Below are 17,575 nucleotides of genomic sequence, written 5' to 3' on the forward strand. Positions count from 1 at the left end.
AAGCCTCTTTCTCCAAACGATTAATTGTATTTTAATACCCAGCTCCCGGCCTCGGCCATATGCCGAAGGACATAGATGGCCGGGCCGAGGCAGAGTCCATGTTAGACGTAACTGCGAAGCAGGGGTCCGCGTGCATCCGGCTTGTGATCGTCGATCCACAACCGATCGTTCTGCAGGGGCTGAAGTCGGTATTCGGGGCAGAGCAGGACTTCGACGTTGTCGCATCGTCCAGCGACGGGACAAGCTGCCTCGAAACAATCCGGAAATTGAGGCCCGACGTCGCGCTGCTTGCCGACACGCTGCCGGATCTGACGGTATCCGAGCTCCTCGCGATTGCAAAAGCTGAGAAGCTTCCCACGCGCCTGGTGTTCTTTGCCGAGTTCGACACCGACCGCGATCTGACCGCAGCCATCGCTGCCGGCGCCTGCAGCGTCATTTCGAAGTACGCCTCTCCCGACACCATGCTGCGATCACTGCGGCTGATGACGAAGCGCTTTGCGGCGCCGGAGCAGTCCTATCCCTGGCCAACCGGCAAGGAAGCTGACGGCGGCAAAATTGAAAAGATGCTGGAGCTATTGACGCACCGGGAACGTCAAATTGCACGGCTGGTGTCGGAAGGAAAGTCGAACAAGGAGATCGCGCGCCAGCTCAACGTTTCCCACGGGACAGTCAAGGTCCACCTGTACAATATTTTTCAGAAGCTTGAGATCACCAACAGAACTGTGCTCGCGACCCTCGCGTTGTTACAACGCACCTCCGGCTTCGGCACGCTCGCGCTGGCGTTCCTCGCGGTCGCAATTGCGGACGAGCTCAAGGCGGCGGAAGCGAACGACATGCTTCCGAATGACGACGGCATCGGCCACGCGGGACAGCACGCCGAATATGAGCCCTGGAAAAAAGCCATTCTCAGGCACCTCATCGTCTGGGAATCCGCCGAGACGCCCCCGCTCACCCAGAGGGACGTTCTTGCCAGGGTGAGCCAGGTCACGAACCCGGCGGTGGCAATGGAAGCGCAGCGCGCGGCTGAGCAATCTGGTGGCGCGAAACTATGGAAAGACTACGGTCCGGTTGGATCGAGCACGCCCAATCTTCCTGCGCTTTTACTGCGAGGAACCAGCGACACACAGATTGGAGGTGCCCCGACCCTGGAAGACCTGTTCCCGCGGCTTGCTTCCAATCCGATGTCGGCTCAGGGAGGGTATAGCACTTTTGCCACTCTCGCCGGCGCGTTGATCTACGCACTGCACGACCCCCATCTCGCCGCACAGACGCATGGCACGGGTCAAGCGTCGCTCGACAGCTTCCTGGCCGTCACCGGAGAGAATGCGACTGCAAGAGTGGCCGCGATCACCAATGCCGACGCCCATCATGTCGACAACTCAGCCACGGGTTTCCTTGCGCACGATTCCCGCCTGCCTTCCGCGTCTGTGGTCACTGGAAACGAAGGCGTCGCTGGAGATGACGCTCGGAGCCAGATGGGCGATGGCGCCGTGGTTGACAAATTCCAAAAACCTCTCGGCTTATTGGTCTCTGGTCACGATGCCGGTGTTGGCGGAGATAGAAGCGATCACCTGACGGGCGGCAACGTCGATGAAGACGTTGCTCATCGCTCCCCGATCGATTCCAATTCTACGTCTTCCGAGTCTGGCTTCGATTTCGCATCCGGGGCGAGCAGGATCAATTTTGCGGCTTTCGGAGCGCTTGCCTGGCTGCATATGACAGCAGCAAGCAAGTCCATACCGCCACATACGCTCGCCTGGATCTACAACTCGGCCAGCAATGAAACGATCGTCTATGTGAATCCGACCGATCATGCCCTTGATGTCGGGGATCGCGGCCTCGTGGAAATCCACCTGCAGGGGATTGTATCCATTGCGGAGTCGGATCTCGCCGGCCAGCCGGAAGGCACGGCTGTCGCGATCACCTTGGAGCAGCTCGAAGAAGCGCTGGCATCGGCGGTCGCAACCGATGAGACTGTCTCGAGCACCGACAATGTCCATGCCATTGGCGGGGCAGGCGAGAGCACAGTCGAGACGGCCGGGGTTTGGAGCATTCGGGCCGACGACGGCTTGAGGTTTCAATTCGGGCAGACGCGGACCGGCCCAGGGGCGTCGACGAGGTTCGGAACCGTCACCAGCGATTCGGCGGATGCAACGCAAGAGAGCGAGGGTGCGTCTGCCGTGTCGGCTCACGCATCATCAATCGCGCTTGCTCATAGCGCGACGGTCACGGCAGCTGAAAATCTCACATTCAAGAGTGAGGCGATCAATGCGGGCACCGGCGTTTCGTCGACTGGGCTGAACGAGATCGTCCAACCGGGCGTCGCAACGGCCGACAGCGCGGGCCGCGGCAACTCGGAGCATGCGTCGGAGCAAGGGTCTGAAAAAGCGGCGACGGAGGCGACTGAAGCTGAATCCAAGGCTGGCAACGGCGTCGGCAATGACAAGAAGACGGCCGAGGCGGCCGACGTGGACCACGGCAACTCGGAGCACGATTCACACTCACCCTCTGCAAACGGACCGAAAGCAGCCGACAGTGTCGAGCCGGACGTCGCAACGGCCGCTGGCGCGGGCCGCGGTAACTTGCAGCACGCTTCGGAGCCCGGGTCTGCAAAGGCGGCAGCCACGGAGGCGACTGAAGCCGAGTCCGCACCGGGCAACGGCGTCGGCAATGACAAGAAGACTGCAGAAGCGGCCTTCGTGGACCACGGCAACTCGGGGCACGATTCACACTCACCCTCTGCAAACGCGCCGGAAGCAGCCGACAGTGTCGAGCCGGACGTCGCAACGGCCGCTGGCGCGGGCCGCGGTAACTTGCAGCACGCTTCGGAGCCCGGGTCTGCAAAGGCGGCAGCCACGGAGGCGGCTGAAGCTGACGCCAAGCCGGGCAACGGTCTCGGCAATGAGAAGAAGACGGCCGAGGCGGCCGACGAGGACCGCGACAACTCGGCGCACGATTTACACCCAAGCTCCGCGAACGGACCGAAGGCAGCCGAGGCCGTCGAACCGGACGTCGCAACGGCCGATAGCGCGAGCCACGGCAACTCGGATCACGCTTCGGAGCCGGAGTCTGCAAAGGCGGCGGTCACGGAGTTGACGGGAGCTGATTCCGCACCGGGCAACGGCGTCGGCAATGACAAGAAGGCGGCCGAGGCGGCCGACGTGGACCACGGCAACTCGGCGCACGATTTACACCCAAACTCCGCGAACGGACCGAAGGCAGCCGAGGCCGTCGAACCGGACGTCGCGACGGCCGATAGCGCGAGCCACGGCAACTCGGATCACGCTTCGGAGCCGGAGTCTGCAAAGGCGGCTGCGACAGAGCTGGCTGAAGCTGACACCACACCGGGCAACGGCGTCGGCAATGACAAGAAGGCGGCCGAGGCGGCCGACGTGGACCACGGCAACTCGGCGCACGATTTACACCCAAACTCCGCGAACGGACCGAAGGCAGCCGAGGTCGTCGAACCGGGCGTCGCGACGGCCGATAGCGCGGGCCGCGGTAACTCTGAGCACGCTTCGGAGCCGGAGTCTGCAAAGGCGGTAGCCGCGGAGCTGGCTGAAGCTGACGCCACACCGGGCAACGGTGTCGGCAATGACAAGAAGGCGGCTGAGGCGGCCGACGTGGACCACGGCAACTCGGATCACGTTTCGGAGCCGGGGTCTGCAAAGGCGGCTGCGACGGAGCTGGCTGAAGCTGACACCACACCGGGCAACGGCGTCGGCAATGACAAGGCGGCCGAGGCGACCGACGTGGACCACGGCAACTCGGGGCACGATTCACACTCACCCTCTGCAAACGCACCGGAAGCAGCCGAGATCGTCGAACCGAGCGTCGCGACCGGTGGCAATGCCGGAGGCGGAAACTCGCAGCAGGCTGCGCAATCTGCTGCGATCGCATCAGAAGCGGTACAGCCGGCTAAAGCGGCGTCCGAGACCGGCGGTCCGGATCAAGAACTGGTATTCCGATTCGATAGCGTGGCTACTCCTTCCACTCTTGTCGCGGTGGTTGAGCTCAAAGAGCTTGATGATCCGCACGTCCCGCCCGGTCTGGACAAGCACCTCGAGATCATCGTCCAAATCACGTCTAGTGCGCTGGACGACCACGCGGCCAACCACGGCAATAGCGGTTCGCATCCTGCCATTGCACATGGGGCTCATGACTTGCTGATTTGACGCGTTGCATTGTCATTGGCTGAAATGGGAAGGCGCGCGACCGCGGGGGGCCGGATGAGGGGAGAGCGGGCAAAATAAAACGGGGCCCGCAAGGGCCCCGCAAAACTCTTCAACGCTTCGCCGATCTTACTTGATCTTGGCTTCGCGGAATTCGACGTGCTTGCGCGCGACCGGATCGTACTTCTTCTTGACCAGCTTGTCGGTCATGGTGCGCGAATTCTTCTTGGCGACGTAGTAGAAGCCGGTGTCGGCCGAGGACACGAGCTTGACCTTGATGGTGACCGCTTTGGCCATGTTCTGAACCTCAGAATATCAGGGGAATCTGGAGCCGGCCAAACGGCCCGCGTTGGCCGGCAACCTAGCCAGAAACCGCCTGATGTCAAGGTTTTAGGACCGGAAATCTACCCGAAACGGCCCCATTAGGCCTCGAAGAAGCGGTTTTTCGGCCGCGGCAGGCCCAGATTCTCCCTCAAAGTGGCCCCTTCATACTCTTTGCGGAAAATCCCGCGCCGCTGCAGCTCCGGGACCACCTTGTCGACGAAATCGTCGAGGCCTGCGGGTAGGAACGGGAACATGATGTTGAAACCGTCGGAGCCGCGCCCGACCAGCCATTCCTCCATCTGGTCGGCGATGGTTTTTGGCGTGCCGACGAAGGACAGCCCGCCATAGCCGCCGACGCGCTGGGCGAGCTGGCGTACAGTGAGCTTTTCGCGGGCGGCGAGATCGACCATGCGCTGGCGGCCGCTCTTGCTGGCGTTGGTCTCGGGGATCTCGGGGAGGGGGCCATCGGGATCGAAGCCGGAGGCGTCGGTGCCGAGGATGACGGACAGCGAGGCGATGGCGCTGTCATAGTGCACGCGGCTGTCGAGCAGCGCGCGCTTCTCCCTGGCCTCATCGACGCTGTCGCCGACAACGACGAAGGCCCCGGGGAGTATCTTGAGGTGCTCTGGATCGCGGCCGACCTTCTCCATGCGGCCCTTGATGTCGGCATAGAGCTTCTGGCCGTCGGCGAGGCTGCCGCCGCCGGTGAAAACCGCTTCCGCGGTCTCTGCGGCGAGCTGCTTGCCGTCTTCCGAGGCGCCGGCCTGCACGATCACCGGCCAGCCTTGCACCGGGCGGGCGATGTTGAGGGGACCACGCACCTTCAGATATTTGCCGTTGTGATCGAGCGTGTGCATCTTGGCGGGATCGAAGAACAGGCCGCTCTCGACATCGCGCACGAAAGCGTCGTCGGCGAAGGAATCCCACAGCCCCGTGACGACGTCGTAGAACTCGCGGGCGCGCTTGTAGCGCTCGGCATGCTCCATGTGGTCGTCGAGGCCGAAATTCAGCGCCGCGTCCGGATTCGAGGTGGTGACGATATTCCAGCCCGCGCGGCCGCCGCTGAGATGGTCGAGGGAAGCGAAGCGGCGTGCGACGTGATAGGGCTCGTCGAAGGTGGTCGAGCCGGTCGCGATCAGGCCGATGCGCTCGGTGACCGCCGAGAGCGCCGACAGCAGCGTGAACGGCTCGAACGATGTCACGGTGTGGCTGCGCTTGAGCGCGTTGATCGGCATGTTCAGGACGGCGAGGTGATCGGCCATGAAGAAGGCGTCGAACTTGCCGGCCTCGAGCTTTTGAATCAGCTGCTTGATGTGACCGAAGTTGAAATTGGCGTCGGGCCAGGCCCCGGGATAGCGCCAGGCGCCGGTGTGGATGCTGATCGGGCGCATGAACGCGCCAAGCTTGAGTTGCCGTTGTGCCATCGCCCCGTATCCGTTCTGGGTGTCGTTCGCAAAGACATAGGCACGCCCGGGAACTCCGCCATTGGGAGAGACGGGAAGAATTTTTTGTTTTTCGCAGATCTTTCAGCACGTCATTCCGGGGCGCCGCAAAGCGGCGAACCCGGAATCCATTGGGCCGCAAAGACTGCCGAGCGATGGATTCCGGGTTCGCGCTTCGCGCGCCCCGGAATGACGGAGGATAGAACTCGGACTTCGAACTACGCCGCAGCGCGCCAACTAGCCCAAAATATCCTTCTGCATCTTGCCGCCGTAGAAATGGAAGAACGGCACCGGCGCATCGTGCCGGAGCGGGCCGGTGGCAAGACGGCTGTCGAGCTCGTTGAGCACGTTGCGCGTCATCGGATGCAGGTCGGCGAGCGGTTTTGAGCCGAGCTCGACCCAGACCAGCTCGACCAGCTCCGCATCGGCATGGATCACGCCCTCGACGCGGTGGGTGATCGCGGAGGCATCCGCGGTGAAGAAGCGCGTGTCGAACCGCTTGACCCGGCCGGGCGGGGTGATCGCGCGCGCGATCAGGAACAGGCTGGAGGGGTCGGGCAAAAGGCCCGCATCGGCAAACGGCTTCCACGGACCTTCGAGCCTGGCCTTGCCCTCAGTTTTGTCTTGGGCCTTGCGGCCGAGGCAAAGACCGGTCTCCTCGCAGGCCTCGCGGATCGCGGCGATCGCGAGCGATTTTGCGCGCGAGGCCGGCGTCTTCGGGCTGCCCTTGGCGAGATTGGCTTCCAGCTCCGCGGTGACGGGCGCTGCAACCGGCACGCGATAGTCGTCCTTGTCGACGCGGCCGCCGGGGAAGACGAATTTTCCGGGCATGAACACCACCTTGTCGTGGCGCTTGCCGACCAGGACCTTTGGAATGGCGCCGCTGCGATCGACCAGGATCAGCGTCGCCGCATCCTTCGGGCGAAAGTAAGGATGATGGTCGGCTTCCTTGCCCTCGTGGATCTTGGCCTTCTCTTCCGCCTGCGAAATATCCGTCATGTCCTCACCCAAACCGTTTCTTGCTTATTGCTTAGACCGGCGGAATACCATCCGGAGGGTTGTCGTCAAAGCCGTGCATGCGCAGAGCCCATTGCAATCCGACCACGGCGCCCTTGACCGGCTGGAGCAGCGCGAGCGAGGCGACGAAGGTGAAGGGCAGATAGGCCGCAAAGCCGATCCAGACCGGCGTCGTGTAATTGGTCTCGATCCAGAGGATGGCCGGCACCACGACGTGGCCGACGATGACGATCACGAGATAGGCCGGCAGATCGTCGGCGCGGTGCGGCGTGAAATCGAGGCCGCAACTGGCGCAATTGTCTGCCGTCTTCAGGAAGGCGCGGAACAGCTTGCCCTCGCCGCAGCGCGGGCAGCGGCCGCGAAAGCCGCGCTTCATCGCCGTCCAGACGTCGCGTTTCTCGACGAGGCCGGTCTCGCGCGTCCAGATTTTCGGGGCCGTGCTCATCATCACCACGCCTTGCCCTTCTTGCCCTTGCCTTTTCCCTTGTTCTTGACTTTCTTCCCCTTGCCGGACTTTTGCGTCTCCGGCTTGCGTTTTCTCTCCGGGCTGCGTCCGGGATGCGCCTTGGATGATTTGCGCTGTGGACGGAATGGCCTGCGCTCACGTGGGCCGCTCTCGCTCTCCGACGACAGCAGCTCGAAGCGCAGCGCGCCGGCGATGGGAGCGGCTTCGATCAGCCGGACATCAACGACGTCGCCGAGCTGGTAGATCGTGCCGCTGCGGGTGCCGACCAGGGCGTGGCGGCTCTCGTCATAGTTGAAATATTCCGTGCCGAGGGATCGGATCGGGATCAATCCGTCGGCGCCGGTCTCGCTCAGCTTGACGAACAGGCCGGCGCGGGTGACGCCGGAGACGCGGCCCTGGAAGCTCGCGCCGATGCGGTCGGCAAGATGATGGGCGATCAGGCGGTCGACGGTCTCGCGCTCCGCCTTCATCGCGCGCCGCTCGGTCAGCGAAATATGCGCGGCGACCTCGCCGAGGCTCTCCGGTGTCTCGCTGTCGGGCAGGGCGCCTTCGCCCAGCCCCAGCGCGCGGACCAGCGCGCGGTGCACGACGAGGTCGGCATAGCGGCGGATCGGCGAGGTGAAATGCGCGTAGCGGCGCAGGTTGAGGCCGAAATGGCCGTAGTTTTCCGATGAGTACTCAGCCTGCGCCTGGGCGCGCAGCACGACCTCGCTGACCAGCGGGTAATAGTCATGGCCCTCGAGCTGGGCCAGCACGCGGTTGAACAGGGTAGGACGCAGCGCGCCCGATTTGGCGAAGGGGACGTCGAGCGTTTCCAGGAATTCCGCGAGCGCGTGGACCTTCTCCAGCGTCGGCTCGTCATGCACGCGGTAGATCAGCGGCAGCGACTTCTTCTCGAGCATTTCCGCCGCCGCGACGTTGGCGAGGATCATGAATTCCTCGATCAGCTTGTGCGCATCGAGGCGTTCCGGCACGACGACGCGGTCGACCGTGCCGTCGCTCTTGAGCAGGATCTTGCGCTCCGGCAGATCGAGATTGAGCGGATCGCGCTCGTCGCGCGCGCGCTTGGCGCAGGCGTAGGCGGCATAGAGTGGCTTCAGGATCGGATCGAGCAGGGGGCCCGTGGTATCGTCCGGCCGCCCGTCGATCGCAGCCTGCGCCTGCGCGTAGCTCAGCTTCGCCGCCGAGCGCATCAGGATGCGATGAAAACTGTGCGAGCGCTTGCGGCCGTCGGGGCCGAGCACCATGCGCACCGCCAGCGCGCCGCGCGGCTCGCCCGGCACCAGCGAGCAGAGATTGTTGGAGATGCGCTCGGGCAGCATCGGCACGACGCGGTCGGGGAAGTAGACCGAGTTGCCGCGGTCGAGCGCGTCGCGATCGAGCGCAGCACCCGGCCGGACGTAGAAGCTGACATCGGCGATGGCGACGTTGACGATGAAGCCGCCCCTGTTGTTGGGATCGTCGTCTGCTTGCGCATGCACCGCATCGTCATGATCCTTGGCGTCGGGTGGATCGATGGTGATGAGCGGGACGTCGCGCCAGTCCTCGCGGCCCTTCAGATTGGCGGGCTCGGCGGCTTCAGCCTCGCGCTCGGCGGCGGAGGAGAACTGCAGCGGAATGTCGTGGGCATAGATCGCGATCAGGCTGATCGCCTTCTCGGACTTGACCGAGCCGAGCTTCTCCTTGACCCGGCCGGAGGCGAGGCCAAAGCCGCGTGAGCGGACGATGTCGACGCTGACGAGGTCACCGTCCTGCGCGCCACCCGTATCAGTCTTCGCGATGTTCAGCTCGCGGTCGGCGAACTTCTTGTCGACGGGGACGAGCCGTCCGCCGCCTTCGGGAAGCGCGCGGAACACGCCCAGGATGCGGCTCTTGGCCTTGTCGATGACCTTGATGATGCGGCCGCGATAGGCGGGGCCTTCGTCATCATCGCTGCGCTCGACGCGCAGCAGCGCGCGATCGCCGATGCCGGCGGTGGTGCCGGGCTTGGGCCGGCGCGGCATCTCGATGAGGATCTTTGGCGGCTCGCCGCTCTCGACCTCGTCCCATTCGGCGGGGGAGGCGATCAACTCGCCGTCGGTATCGCGGCCGGTGATGTCGGCGAGCAGCGTCGGCGGCAGAGCGTCCGGCTCGGAGACCTTGTGGCGTTTCTTCTTGATGATGCCGTCGTCGGCGAGCTCGCGCAGCATGCGCCTGAGCTCGGCGCGATCGGCGTTCTTCAGGCCGAACTCGCGCGCAATTTCGCGAGTCCCGACCTTTCCTGGATTTGCCTTGATGAAGGCGACGATGGCTTGCCTGTCGGGAAAGCCATGGTCTTTCTTTGGTTTCACTTAACCTCTAATTCTTGCCGGCACTCTTCTTGGCCGGAGCCTTGGTGGCGGCTGCCTTGGTCGGCGACGTCTTTGCGGTCGACGACACGGCGGCGCGCGCCTTGCTGGTGGATTCAGTCTTCGATTTGGCCGCGGCTTTCTTCGCGGCCGGTTTCTTCGGCTTCGGTGCGGCGTCCTCGCCGTCCGCAGCCTTCTCTGCAGCCTTCTTGGCCTTGGCCGGCTTTGCCGCCTTCTTCGCCTTGGTCTTGCCGCCGCTCTTTCCGCCCCCTTTGGCCGCGCGCTCGTCGATCAGCGCGATCGCCTGCGGCAGCGTGATGGCGTCCTTCTCGAACTCGGCGGGGATCGTCGCGTTGACACCGCCCGCGGTGACATAGGCGCCGTAGCGGCCGCTCTTCACGGTGACGGTGCCGAGCGTCGGGTGATCGCCGATGGCCTTGCCGGGATCGGCGCCGAAGCGCCGGCTCGGGCCCTTGGCGACCTTCTCCGCGATCAGCGTCACGGCGCGGTTGAGGCCGATGTCGAAGACCTCATCGCCGGCCTCGAGGCTCGCATAGGTCTTCTCGTGCTTCACGAACGGCCCGAAGCGGCCGAGGCCGGCTGTGATCGGCTGGCCGGTCTCCGGATGCTTGCCGATCTCGCGCGGCAGCGACAGCAGCTTCAGCGCAAGCTCGAGCTCGACATCGCTGGGCGAGGTGCCCTTCGGGATACCTGCACGCTTGGGCTTCTCGCCTTCCTCGTAATCCTTCTGCTCGCCGAGCTGGATGTAGGGCCCGAAGCGGCCGGCCTTGACCCAGACATCGCGACCCGTATCAGGGTCCTGGCCGAGCGACCGGTCGGCAGTCGCCTCGCCATCGGCGGCGAGCTGACGGGTGTAGCGGCACTCCGGATAGTTCGAGCAGCCGACGAAGGCGCCGAACTTGCCGGCCTTCAGATTCAGCCGGCCAGTGCCGCAGTTCGGGCACTGCCTGATGTCGCCGCCATCCGCGCGCGGCGGATAGATGTGCTGGCCCAGCATGTCGTCGAGCACGTCGAGCACCTGCGCCACGCGCAGATCCTTGATGTCGTCGACGGCGCCGATGAAGCCGGTCCAGAAATCCTTTAGCACCTGCTGCCAGGAGATCTCGTTGTTGGAGATGCGGTCGAGCTGCTCTTCGAGACCGGCGGTGAAGTCGTATTCGACGTAGCGGGCAAAGAAGCTTTCGAGGAACGCGACCACGACGCGGCCCTTGTCCTCGCCGTGCAGGCGCTTCTTCTCCAGCTTGACGTAGCCGCGGTCCTTCAGGACCTGAAGGATCGAGGCATAGGTCGAGGGGCGGCCGATGCCGAGCTCTTCCATGCGCTTGACGAGGGACGCTTCCGAGAAGCGCGGCGGCGGTTCGGTGAAGTGCTGGGTGACGGAAAGCGACTGTCGCTTCAGCGCGTCGTTCGGGCTCATCGCGGGCAGGCGGCGGGAGTCTTCGTCCTCCTCGTCGTCGCGGCCCTCCTGATAAAGAGCGAGGAAGCCGTCGAACTTGACGACCTGGCCGGTGGCGCGCAGCTCCAGCGTGCGGCCGCCGGCCTTCGCGGTGATGTCGACGGTGGTGCGCTCGAGCTCGGCCGATTCCATCTGGCTGGCGATGGTGCGCTTCCAGATCAGCTCATAGAGGCGCGCCTGGTCGGCATCGAGCTTGCGGCTCATGCTGTCGGGGCGGCGTGAGAGGTCGGTCGGGCGGATCGCTTCGTGTGCTTCCTGGGCGTTCTTGGCCTTGGCCTGGTACTGGCGTGGCGCATCCGGCACATAGGCGTTGCCATAGTCCTCGCCGATCACCTTGCGCGCCTGGGTGATCGCCTCGGGCGCGATCTGCACGCCGTCGGTACGCATATAAGTAATGAGTCCGGTGGTCTCGCCGCCGATGTCGATGCCTTCATAGAGGCGCTGGGCGATGCGCATGGTGTGCGCGGGCGCAAAGCCGTATTTGCGGCTGGCTTCCTGCTGCAGCGTCGAGGTGGTGAAGGGCGCCTGCGGATTGCGGCGGGCCGGCTTTGCGTCGACCGCGGTAACGGCGTAGCTCGCCAGTTCCAGCGCCTTCTTGAAGTCCTCGGCTTCGGCGCCGGTGCCGATGTCGAGGCGCTGGATCTTCTTGCCGTCGGCGCCGACCAGGCGGGCCTCGAAGGCATCGCCGCGCGGGGTGAGCAGGGTCGCGATCAGCGACCAATATTCGCGCGGCACGAACTTCTCGATCTCGAGTTCGCGGTCGCAGACGAGGCGCAGCGCCACCGACTGCACGCGGCCGGCCGAGCGGGCGCCCGGCAGCTTGCGCCACAGCACCGGGGAGAGCGTGAAGCCGACCAGATAATCCAGCGCGCGGCGCGCCATATAGGCGTCGACCAGCGCGCCGTCGATCTCGCGCGGATGCTTCATCGCCTCCGAGACGGCCTGCTTGGTGATGGCGTTGAACACCACGCGCTCGATCTTCTGATCCTTCAGCGCGCGCTTCTCCTTCATCACCTCCAGCACGTGCCAGGAGATGGCCTCGCCCTCGCGATCAGGGTCGGTCGCCAGAATCAGGCGGTCGGCGCCCTTCAGCGACCGGGCAATATCGTTGAGCCGGCCGGCCGCCTTGGGGTCGACTTCCCAGATCATCTTGAAATTAGCGTCGGGATCGACGGAACCGTTCTTCGCCGGGAGATCGCGGACATGGCCGAACGAGGCCAGAACCTCGTAGGACGAGCCCAGATATTTGTTGATCGTCTTGGCTTTCGCCGGCGACTCCACAATGACGATATTCATTTAGTTCCAGTGGCTTACGGGAAAATCTCGGGCCGGAAACGAAAGGACTCGGGTCGGCCGTTTCGCCCCGAACATGGGTGGTGAGACCTCCGCTGTCAAATCGAGGGGTGTTGAAAGCGCTCCGGATGGGAAAAGTTTCATATCGAGAAAGTTGCAAAATACCACCTTGGAGTTGCGGTCCATGTCGGCGTAGTGTCTCTGTGGGGCGTGGATTCGGGGTGGGGACTGGTGACAAGGCCGGGAAAGAAGCGGGCGCGCGCCGTATCGGGCGTGCCGGGAGGCTCGCGCAGCGAGGAACCAGGGGAGGGCGGGGCAGATGAGGCGGTGGCCTTCATCGCCGAGCAGGTGGCTGCCTTGCGCAAGCTCGCCGAGCGCCACAAGCTGGACGTGCTGCATTATCTCCTAGGCATGACGCAGCTGGAGGCCGACGAGCATCTGCGGCTGCGGACGAGGCGCAAGCTGTCGTGAGGCGCGGGTCTCTATCAGTCCCGTCATGAGTGGCGCGATGCTGGGCATCGCGCCGGGAGCCTCGAAGGATGAACGGCCGAGGCGCCAGCCGGGCCGTCGCCCTTCGAGGCTCGCCGAAGAGGCGAGCGCCTCAGGGTGACGGTGATAGATATGAGCACGCTGCATCATCCGCGTCATTGCGAGCGTAGTGAAGCAATCCAGAGTCGTTCCGCGGAGGTAGTCTGGATTGCTTCGCTGCGCTCGCAATGACGTGTGGCGGCAGTTCGCCGTTATCACGCCGACCGCCGCGGTCGCGCCGGCCGCGGCTTCAGCGTGGTATCCGCCGGGCTGAGCAGGCGGCCGTCCTCGGCGTGCATTTCGAGCTTCTTCACCGGGCGGCCCTTTTCGCGATCGACGAGGATCGTTGCGATCTCTTCGGGACGATCGTCGAATTCCTCGCTCCATTGCCGCAGCGCGACCAGGATCGGGAAGGTGCCGCGGCCCTTCGGCGTCAGCGCGTACTCCTGATAGGCGCTGCCGTCGGAGGCGGGGGCTGTGGCCAGAATGCCGTGGTCGACCAGTGAGCGCAGTCGCGCCGCCAGGATGTTCTTGGCCATGCCGAGCTTGCTCTGAAACTCGCCGAAGCGGCGCAGGCCGAACAGCGCCTCGCGGATGATCAGCAGCGACCACCAGTCGCCGAGCGCGTCCAGCGACCGCGCAATCGGGCAGGAATCGCCCTCGAAGCTCGTTCGTTTCACCATCGTCGTCTGCCCTGTCGCGTTCGCACGGCGTCCGCGCCGATCACGCGCTTGTGTGGTTGCATCATAAAACCAAATGGCCTAGATCGCAACCTAGTTTCATCATGCAACTACTGGAGGCGAGCGTGAGACTGAAGAACAAGACGGCCCTGATCACCGGCGGCAACAGCGGCATCGGGCTTGCGACGGCAAAACTGTTCGTGGCCGAGGGCGCCAGGGTGGTGATCACCGGGCGCAACAAGGAGACGCTGGCGGCGGCCGCCAAGGAGCTCGGGCCGAACGCGCTCGCCTTGCCTGCCGATGCGACGGACATCGCGGCGACGGAAGCCGCGATCAAGCAGGGCGCGGAAAAATTCGGCAAGTTCGATATCGTGTTCGCCAACGCCGGCATCGCCGGCGGCACGCCGCTGGGCTCGGCGACACCAGAGGTGTTCGAGAAGGTCATCAGCACCAACCTGACCGGCGTGTTCTTCACCGTGCAGTCGGCATTACCTTATCTCAACGACAATGCCTCGATCATCCTCAACGGCTCGGTGATCTCGGTGCTCGGCATTCCCGGCTACTCGGCTTACGGCGCGGCGAAGGCCGGCGTGCGGGCGATGGCGCGGATCATGGCCTCGGAGCTGTCGCCGCGCGGTATTCGCGTCAATGTCGTTGCGCCCGGTGCGATCCGCACGCCGATCTGGGGGCCTGCGACCGCGACGCCCGAAGCCGAGAAGGTGTTCGAGAAGCGGATCGGGCTGATGACGCCTCTCGGCCGCCTCGGCGAAACGGATCACGTTGCGAAGACGGTGCTGTTCCTTGCTTCCGATGATGCCGCGCATGTGCAGGGCCAGGAGATCTTCGTCGACGGCGGCGCGGTGGCATCGCCGAGCGGCGCGCCGATCTATCGCGGCTGATCAAGTAAGGCGAAAATTGAATCGGTCGGCGCTCCGACGCCGGTTGCGTCGGCCGGTTCCCTCGCGTTGTGAAACCTATTTTCTAAACCTTTGCGTGAGGTGTTGAACCTTTGCTTGCGCTGCCAAGACATTCGTACGGGCAGGGTCACAAGACTCGATTTCATGGGAGCCAGTGATGCCGAAGGCAGCTCGCATTTTTTCGTCGATTTCAGCACCGCGTATTTTCACCGAACGTTCCGCAATTCCCGCCAAGCGCTCCGACACCTCCGAGTTCATCGGGGTGGCTCTTTTCGCCGGCATCGGCCTGTTCGTTTCGCTTGTGGCCGTCATCCTGGGCATGCAGGGCATCTGGTCTTAGCGACGTCGCTGCCTCGTCAGCCGCCGCCGGACTCCGGCAGCGGCTGGTATGTTCGGGGCGAGTTCTACGCAGCGCGTAAATTGGTCGCGGCCTGGAGTGCGCCTGCAATCGCCTTTTCGCGGTGCTCCGGTCCGACCTGGATGCCATCGGCGACGATGAATTCGGGATTGATCCCGATGAAGCCGAACACGCCGCGCAAGTAGGTCTCGAGATGCTCGAGCGCCGCGGCCGGCGAGCCTGCGCCGTAATAGCCGCCGCGTGAGATGGCCAGGATCACGCGCTTGCCGCCGGCAAGACCCTGCGGCCCATTCGCCCCGTAGCTGAACGTCTTGCCCGCCACGACGATCCGGTCGATCCATGCCTTGAGCTGGCTGGGAATGGTGAAGTTGTACATGGGGGCGCCGATCACGACGACGTCGGCGGCCAGGAACTCGTCCAGCGCGGCCGCGCTCGCGGCGAGGTCGGGGCCGAGTTCAGCCGGCGCCGGCGCGCCCTGCGCGGCAGCCAGATGCGAGCCGGAGAGGTGGGCGAGCGGGGTCTGGCTCAGGTCGCGATAGACCAGCTCGAGCGAGGGCGTTGCCTGCTTGAGGCGGTCGACTATGGCGGCGGAGACCTGCCGGCTGACGGAGTGGGGGCCGAGGACGCTGGAGTCGATATGGAGGAGTTTCATTTGGGGTCACCCTGGTATAGATTTGTAACCCGAACTACATGAGTGACTGTCGAAATCCCCGCAAGAACGCACTTTTTTGAGCCATGGACACATATTTGAAACCGGCACACACCGATTTGCCCACCCCGCCAAGGGTGGATCAGAGGCTGGGTCCAGGTCCGGAGCAAAGGCCGGATCCGAACCATGCGGACTGCCGCGGGGTTGCCTCCGTGCTGTCCCGCGTCGGCGACAAATGGAGCGTGCTCGTCATCATGATGCTGAGCGACGGGCCGAAGCGCTTCAACGAGCTGAAACGCTTGATCAACGGCATCTCGCAGCGGATGCTGACCCTGACGCTGCGCGGCCTCGAGCGCGACGGCCTCGTCACGCGCACGATCTTCCCGACCATTCCGCCGCGCGTGGACTATGAGCTGACCGATCTCGGCCACGGCCTGTCGCGCCCCGTCGAGGCGCTCGGCAAATGGGCCAAGGACCACCTCGATCAGATCGAGGCCGCACGCACGAAGTTCGACCAGCGCAACGACGGTTAAAGTGGAATCAATCTCGGTTGGCCGATGTGAGCCGGCCGTCACCTCCTACCGAGGGGCAGCCGCGTTTCACCCTCCCCTGGAGGGGGAGGGTCGGCTCACATTGAGCGCAGCGACATGTGAGACGGGGTGGGGTGACGGTCTGTCCACATCCAACAGTGCCCGCGTGGAGAGATCACCCCACCCCGCTCGCGCTGCGCGCGATCGACCCTCCCCCTCCAGGGGAGGGTAAGAGTACGAACCAGCCCTCTAAAGCAGCGACACCAGCCCGCCGCCGTGGCGTTCGAGCCGGCCGGCGAGCTCGAGCTCCAGCAGCACGGTGCGCACGATCGCGGGCGAGGCGCCGGACATCCGCACGAGGTCGTCGATCGAGATTGGGGCGGGGCCGAGCAGGCCGGTGATCTGATCGCGGTCGTGGCTTTGCGGATCGTTCTCGAACGGCTCGCTGTCGGGCTCGCCGGCGGGGTGCATCAGCGGCCGCTCCATGATCGGCTCAACCGCGTTGATGATGTCGGCAGCTTCGGTGACCAGCGTTGCGCCCTGCTTGATGAGATCGTTGGTGCCGGCGGCGCGCGGATCGAGCGGCGAGCCGGGGACCGCGAACACCTCGCGGCCCTGTTCGGCCGCCATGCGCGCGGTGATCAGCGAGCCCGAGCGGTGCGCCGCCTCGACCACGACGACGCCGAGCGCGGCGCCGGAGATCAGCCGGTTGCGGCGGGGAAAGTCGCGGGCTCGCGGCTCGTGGCCGAGCGGCATCTCGGAGATCGCCGCGCCTTGGTGGTCGAGGATCGCGGCGAGCAGGTCGCCATGCTCGGGCGGATAGATGCAGTCATGGCCGCCGGCGAGCACAGCGATCGTGCCGGTCTCGACGCTGGTGCGATGCGCAGCCTGGTCGACGCCGCGCGCCAGCCCAGAGATGATGACGAAACCGGCTTCGCCGAGCTCTCGCGCGAGCTGGCCGGCAAATTTCAGTCCGGCGCCGGAGGCGTTGCGCGAGCCGACGATCGCGATCATCGGCCGCATCAGGGTTTTGGTGTCGCCGCGCACGGCGAGCAGCGGCGGCGCATCATCGAGTGTTGCCAGCCGTGCCGGATAGCCGTCCTCGCCGGGCGCGAGCCAGGCGATGCCGGACTTGCGGCTCGCGGCGAGCTCGGCCTTCGCTTCATCCGCGCTGCAGATGCGCCCCGATCGCTGCGCACCGCCGCGGCGGGCGAGATCCGGCAGCCGCTCCAGCGCGGCGCGCGCCGTGCCGAAATGATCGACCAGCGACCGGAAGGTGCGCGGCCCGACATTGTCGGAGCGGATCAGCCGCAGGCGGTCGATCCGCTCAGCCTCGGTCAGCTCCACGCTCGGATTGATGGCGTCCACGGCGTCTCCTTGCAGGGACAGCATGGA

At 64.8% G+C, this 17,575-nt stretch carries 14 protein-coding genes; 5 read left to right on the top strand and 9 right to left on the bottom strand.

The features are described 5' to 3' along the window. Nucleotides 1-143: 143 nt before the first annotated feature. The gene (locus GGD63_RS21770; RefSeq protein ID WP_312013350.1) at nucleotides 144-4,175 is read left to right on the top strand and encodes a LuxR C-terminal-related transcriptional regulator; all 4,032 of its coding nucleotides are present in this window, start codon (nucleotides 144-146) and stop codon (nucleotides 4,173-4,175) included. 126 nt (nucleotides 4,176-4,301) lie between these two features. Here the strand turns inward: GGD63_RS21770 and rpmG are convergent, their stop codons facing one another. The 6 genes from rpmG to topA all read right to left on the bottom strand — a co-directional run bounded on the left by rpmG (nucleotide 4,302) and on the right by topA (nucleotide 12,521). Then, nucleotides 4,302-4,469: a 50S ribosomal protein L33 gene (gene rpmG / locus GGD63_RS21775; protein ID WP_007603295.1), complete on the bottom strand. Its 168-nt coding sequence runs from the start codon at nucleotides 4,467-4,469 to the stop codon at nucleotides 4,302-4,304. Between the two features lie 125 nt (nucleotides 4,470-4,594). After that, nucleotides 4,595-5,920 (bottom strand): LLM class flavin-dependent oxidoreductase, encoded by a 1,326-nt coding sequence (locus GGD63_RS21780; protein ID WP_183245199.1) that lies wholly within the window; start codon nucleotides 5,918-5,920, stop codon nucleotides 4,595-4,597. 255 nt (nucleotides 5,921-6,175) lie between these two features. Further along, nucleotides 6,176-6,937 carry an NUDIX domain-containing protein gene (locus GGD63_RS21785; protein WP_183245200.1) on the bottom strand — a complete coding sequence of 254 codons (762 nt, stop codon included), beginning with the start codon at nucleotides 6,935-6,937 and terminating at the stop codon, nucleotides 6,176-6,178. A gap of 31 nt (nucleotides 6,938-6,968) precedes the next feature. Further along, entirely contained in the window at nucleotides 6,969-7,403 is a 435-nt protein-coding gene (locus tag GGD63_RS21790; protein WP_183245201.1) for a DUF983 domain-containing protein, read from the bottom strand. Continuing rightward, the gene (rnr, locus tag GGD63_RS21795) at nucleotides 7,403-9,751 is read right to left on the bottom strand and encodes a ribonuclease R (protein ID WP_183245202.1); all 2,349 of its coding nucleotides are present in this window, start codon (nucleotides 9,749-9,751) and stop codon (nucleotides 7,403-7,405) included. Before rnr ends, GGD63_RS21790 begins: the two co-directional genes overlap by 1 nt. Before the next feature lie 7 nt (nucleotides 9,752-9,758). Further along, nucleotides 9,759-12,521 carry a type I DNA topoisomerase gene (topA, locus tag GGD63_RS21800; RefSeq protein WP_183245203.1) on the bottom strand — a complete coding sequence of 921 codons (2,763 nt, stop codon included), beginning with the start codon at nucleotides 12,519-12,521 and terminating at the stop codon, nucleotides 9,759-9,761. Between the two features lie 228 nt (nucleotides 12,522-12,749). On the opposite strand from topA, the gene GGD63_RS21805 reads away from it, so the two are divergent. After that, nucleotides 12,750-12,989, top strand: a complete 240-nt coding sequence (locus tag GGD63_RS21805; protein ID WP_183245204.1) for a hypothetical protein — start codon at nucleotides 12,750-12,752, stop codon at nucleotides 12,987-12,989. A gap of 272 nt (nucleotides 12,990-13,261) precedes the next feature. On the opposite strand, the gene GGD63_RS21810 is transcribed toward GGD63_RS21805, so the two are convergent. Then, nucleotides 13,262-13,729 (bottom strand): helix-turn-helix domain-containing protein, encoded by a 468-nt coding sequence (locus GGD63_RS21810; protein ID WP_183245205.1) that lies wholly within the window; start codon nucleotides 13,727-13,729, stop codon nucleotides 13,262-13,264. A 122-nt stretch (nucleotides 13,730-13,851) separates the two neighbouring features. Between GGD63_RS21810 and GGD63_RS21815 the strand changes: the two genes are divergently transcribed. Next, nucleotides 13,852-14,625 (top strand): SDR family oxidoreductase, encoded by a 774-nt coding sequence (locus GGD63_RS21815; protein WP_183245206.1) that lies wholly within the window; start codon nucleotides 13,852-13,854, stop codon nucleotides 14,623-14,625. A gap of 175 nt (nucleotides 14,626-14,800) precedes the next feature. After that, entirely contained in the window at nucleotides 14,801-14,983 is a 183-nt protein-coding gene (locus tag GGD63_RS21820) for a hypothetical protein (protein WP_183245207.1), read from the top strand. 64 nt (nucleotides 14,984-15,047) lie between these two features. Here the strand turns inward: GGD63_RS21820 and GGD63_RS21825 are convergent, their stop codons facing one another. Continuing rightward, nucleotides 15,048-15,653, bottom strand: a complete 606-nt coding sequence (locus GGD63_RS21825; RefSeq protein WP_183245208.1) for an FMN-dependent NADH-azoreductase — start codon at nucleotides 15,651-15,653, stop codon at nucleotides 15,048-15,050. Nucleotides 15,654-15,736: 83 nt separating this feature from the next. Between GGD63_RS21825 and GGD63_RS21830 the strand changes: the two genes are divergently transcribed. After that, nucleotides 15,737-16,183 carry a helix-turn-helix domain-containing protein gene (locus GGD63_RS21830; RefSeq protein ID WP_183245209.1) on the top strand — a complete coding sequence of 149 codons (447 nt, stop codon included), beginning with the start codon at nucleotides 15,737-15,739 and terminating at the stop codon, nucleotides 16,181-16,183. A gap of 246 nt (nucleotides 16,184-16,429) precedes the next feature. On the opposite strand, the gene dprA is transcribed toward GGD63_RS21830, so the two are convergent. Next, entirely contained in the window at nucleotides 16,430-17,572 is a 1,143-nt protein-coding gene (dprA, locus tag GGD63_RS21835; RefSeq protein ID WP_183245210.1) for a DNA-processing protein DprA, read from the bottom strand. Nucleotides 17,573-17,575: the final 3 nt, after the last annotated feature.

This window comes from Bradyrhizobium sp. cir1 (assembly GCF_014198245.1).
Classification (GTDB): domain Bacteria; phylum Pseudomonadota; class Alphaproteobacteria; order Rhizobiales; family Xanthobacteraceae; genus Bradyrhizobium.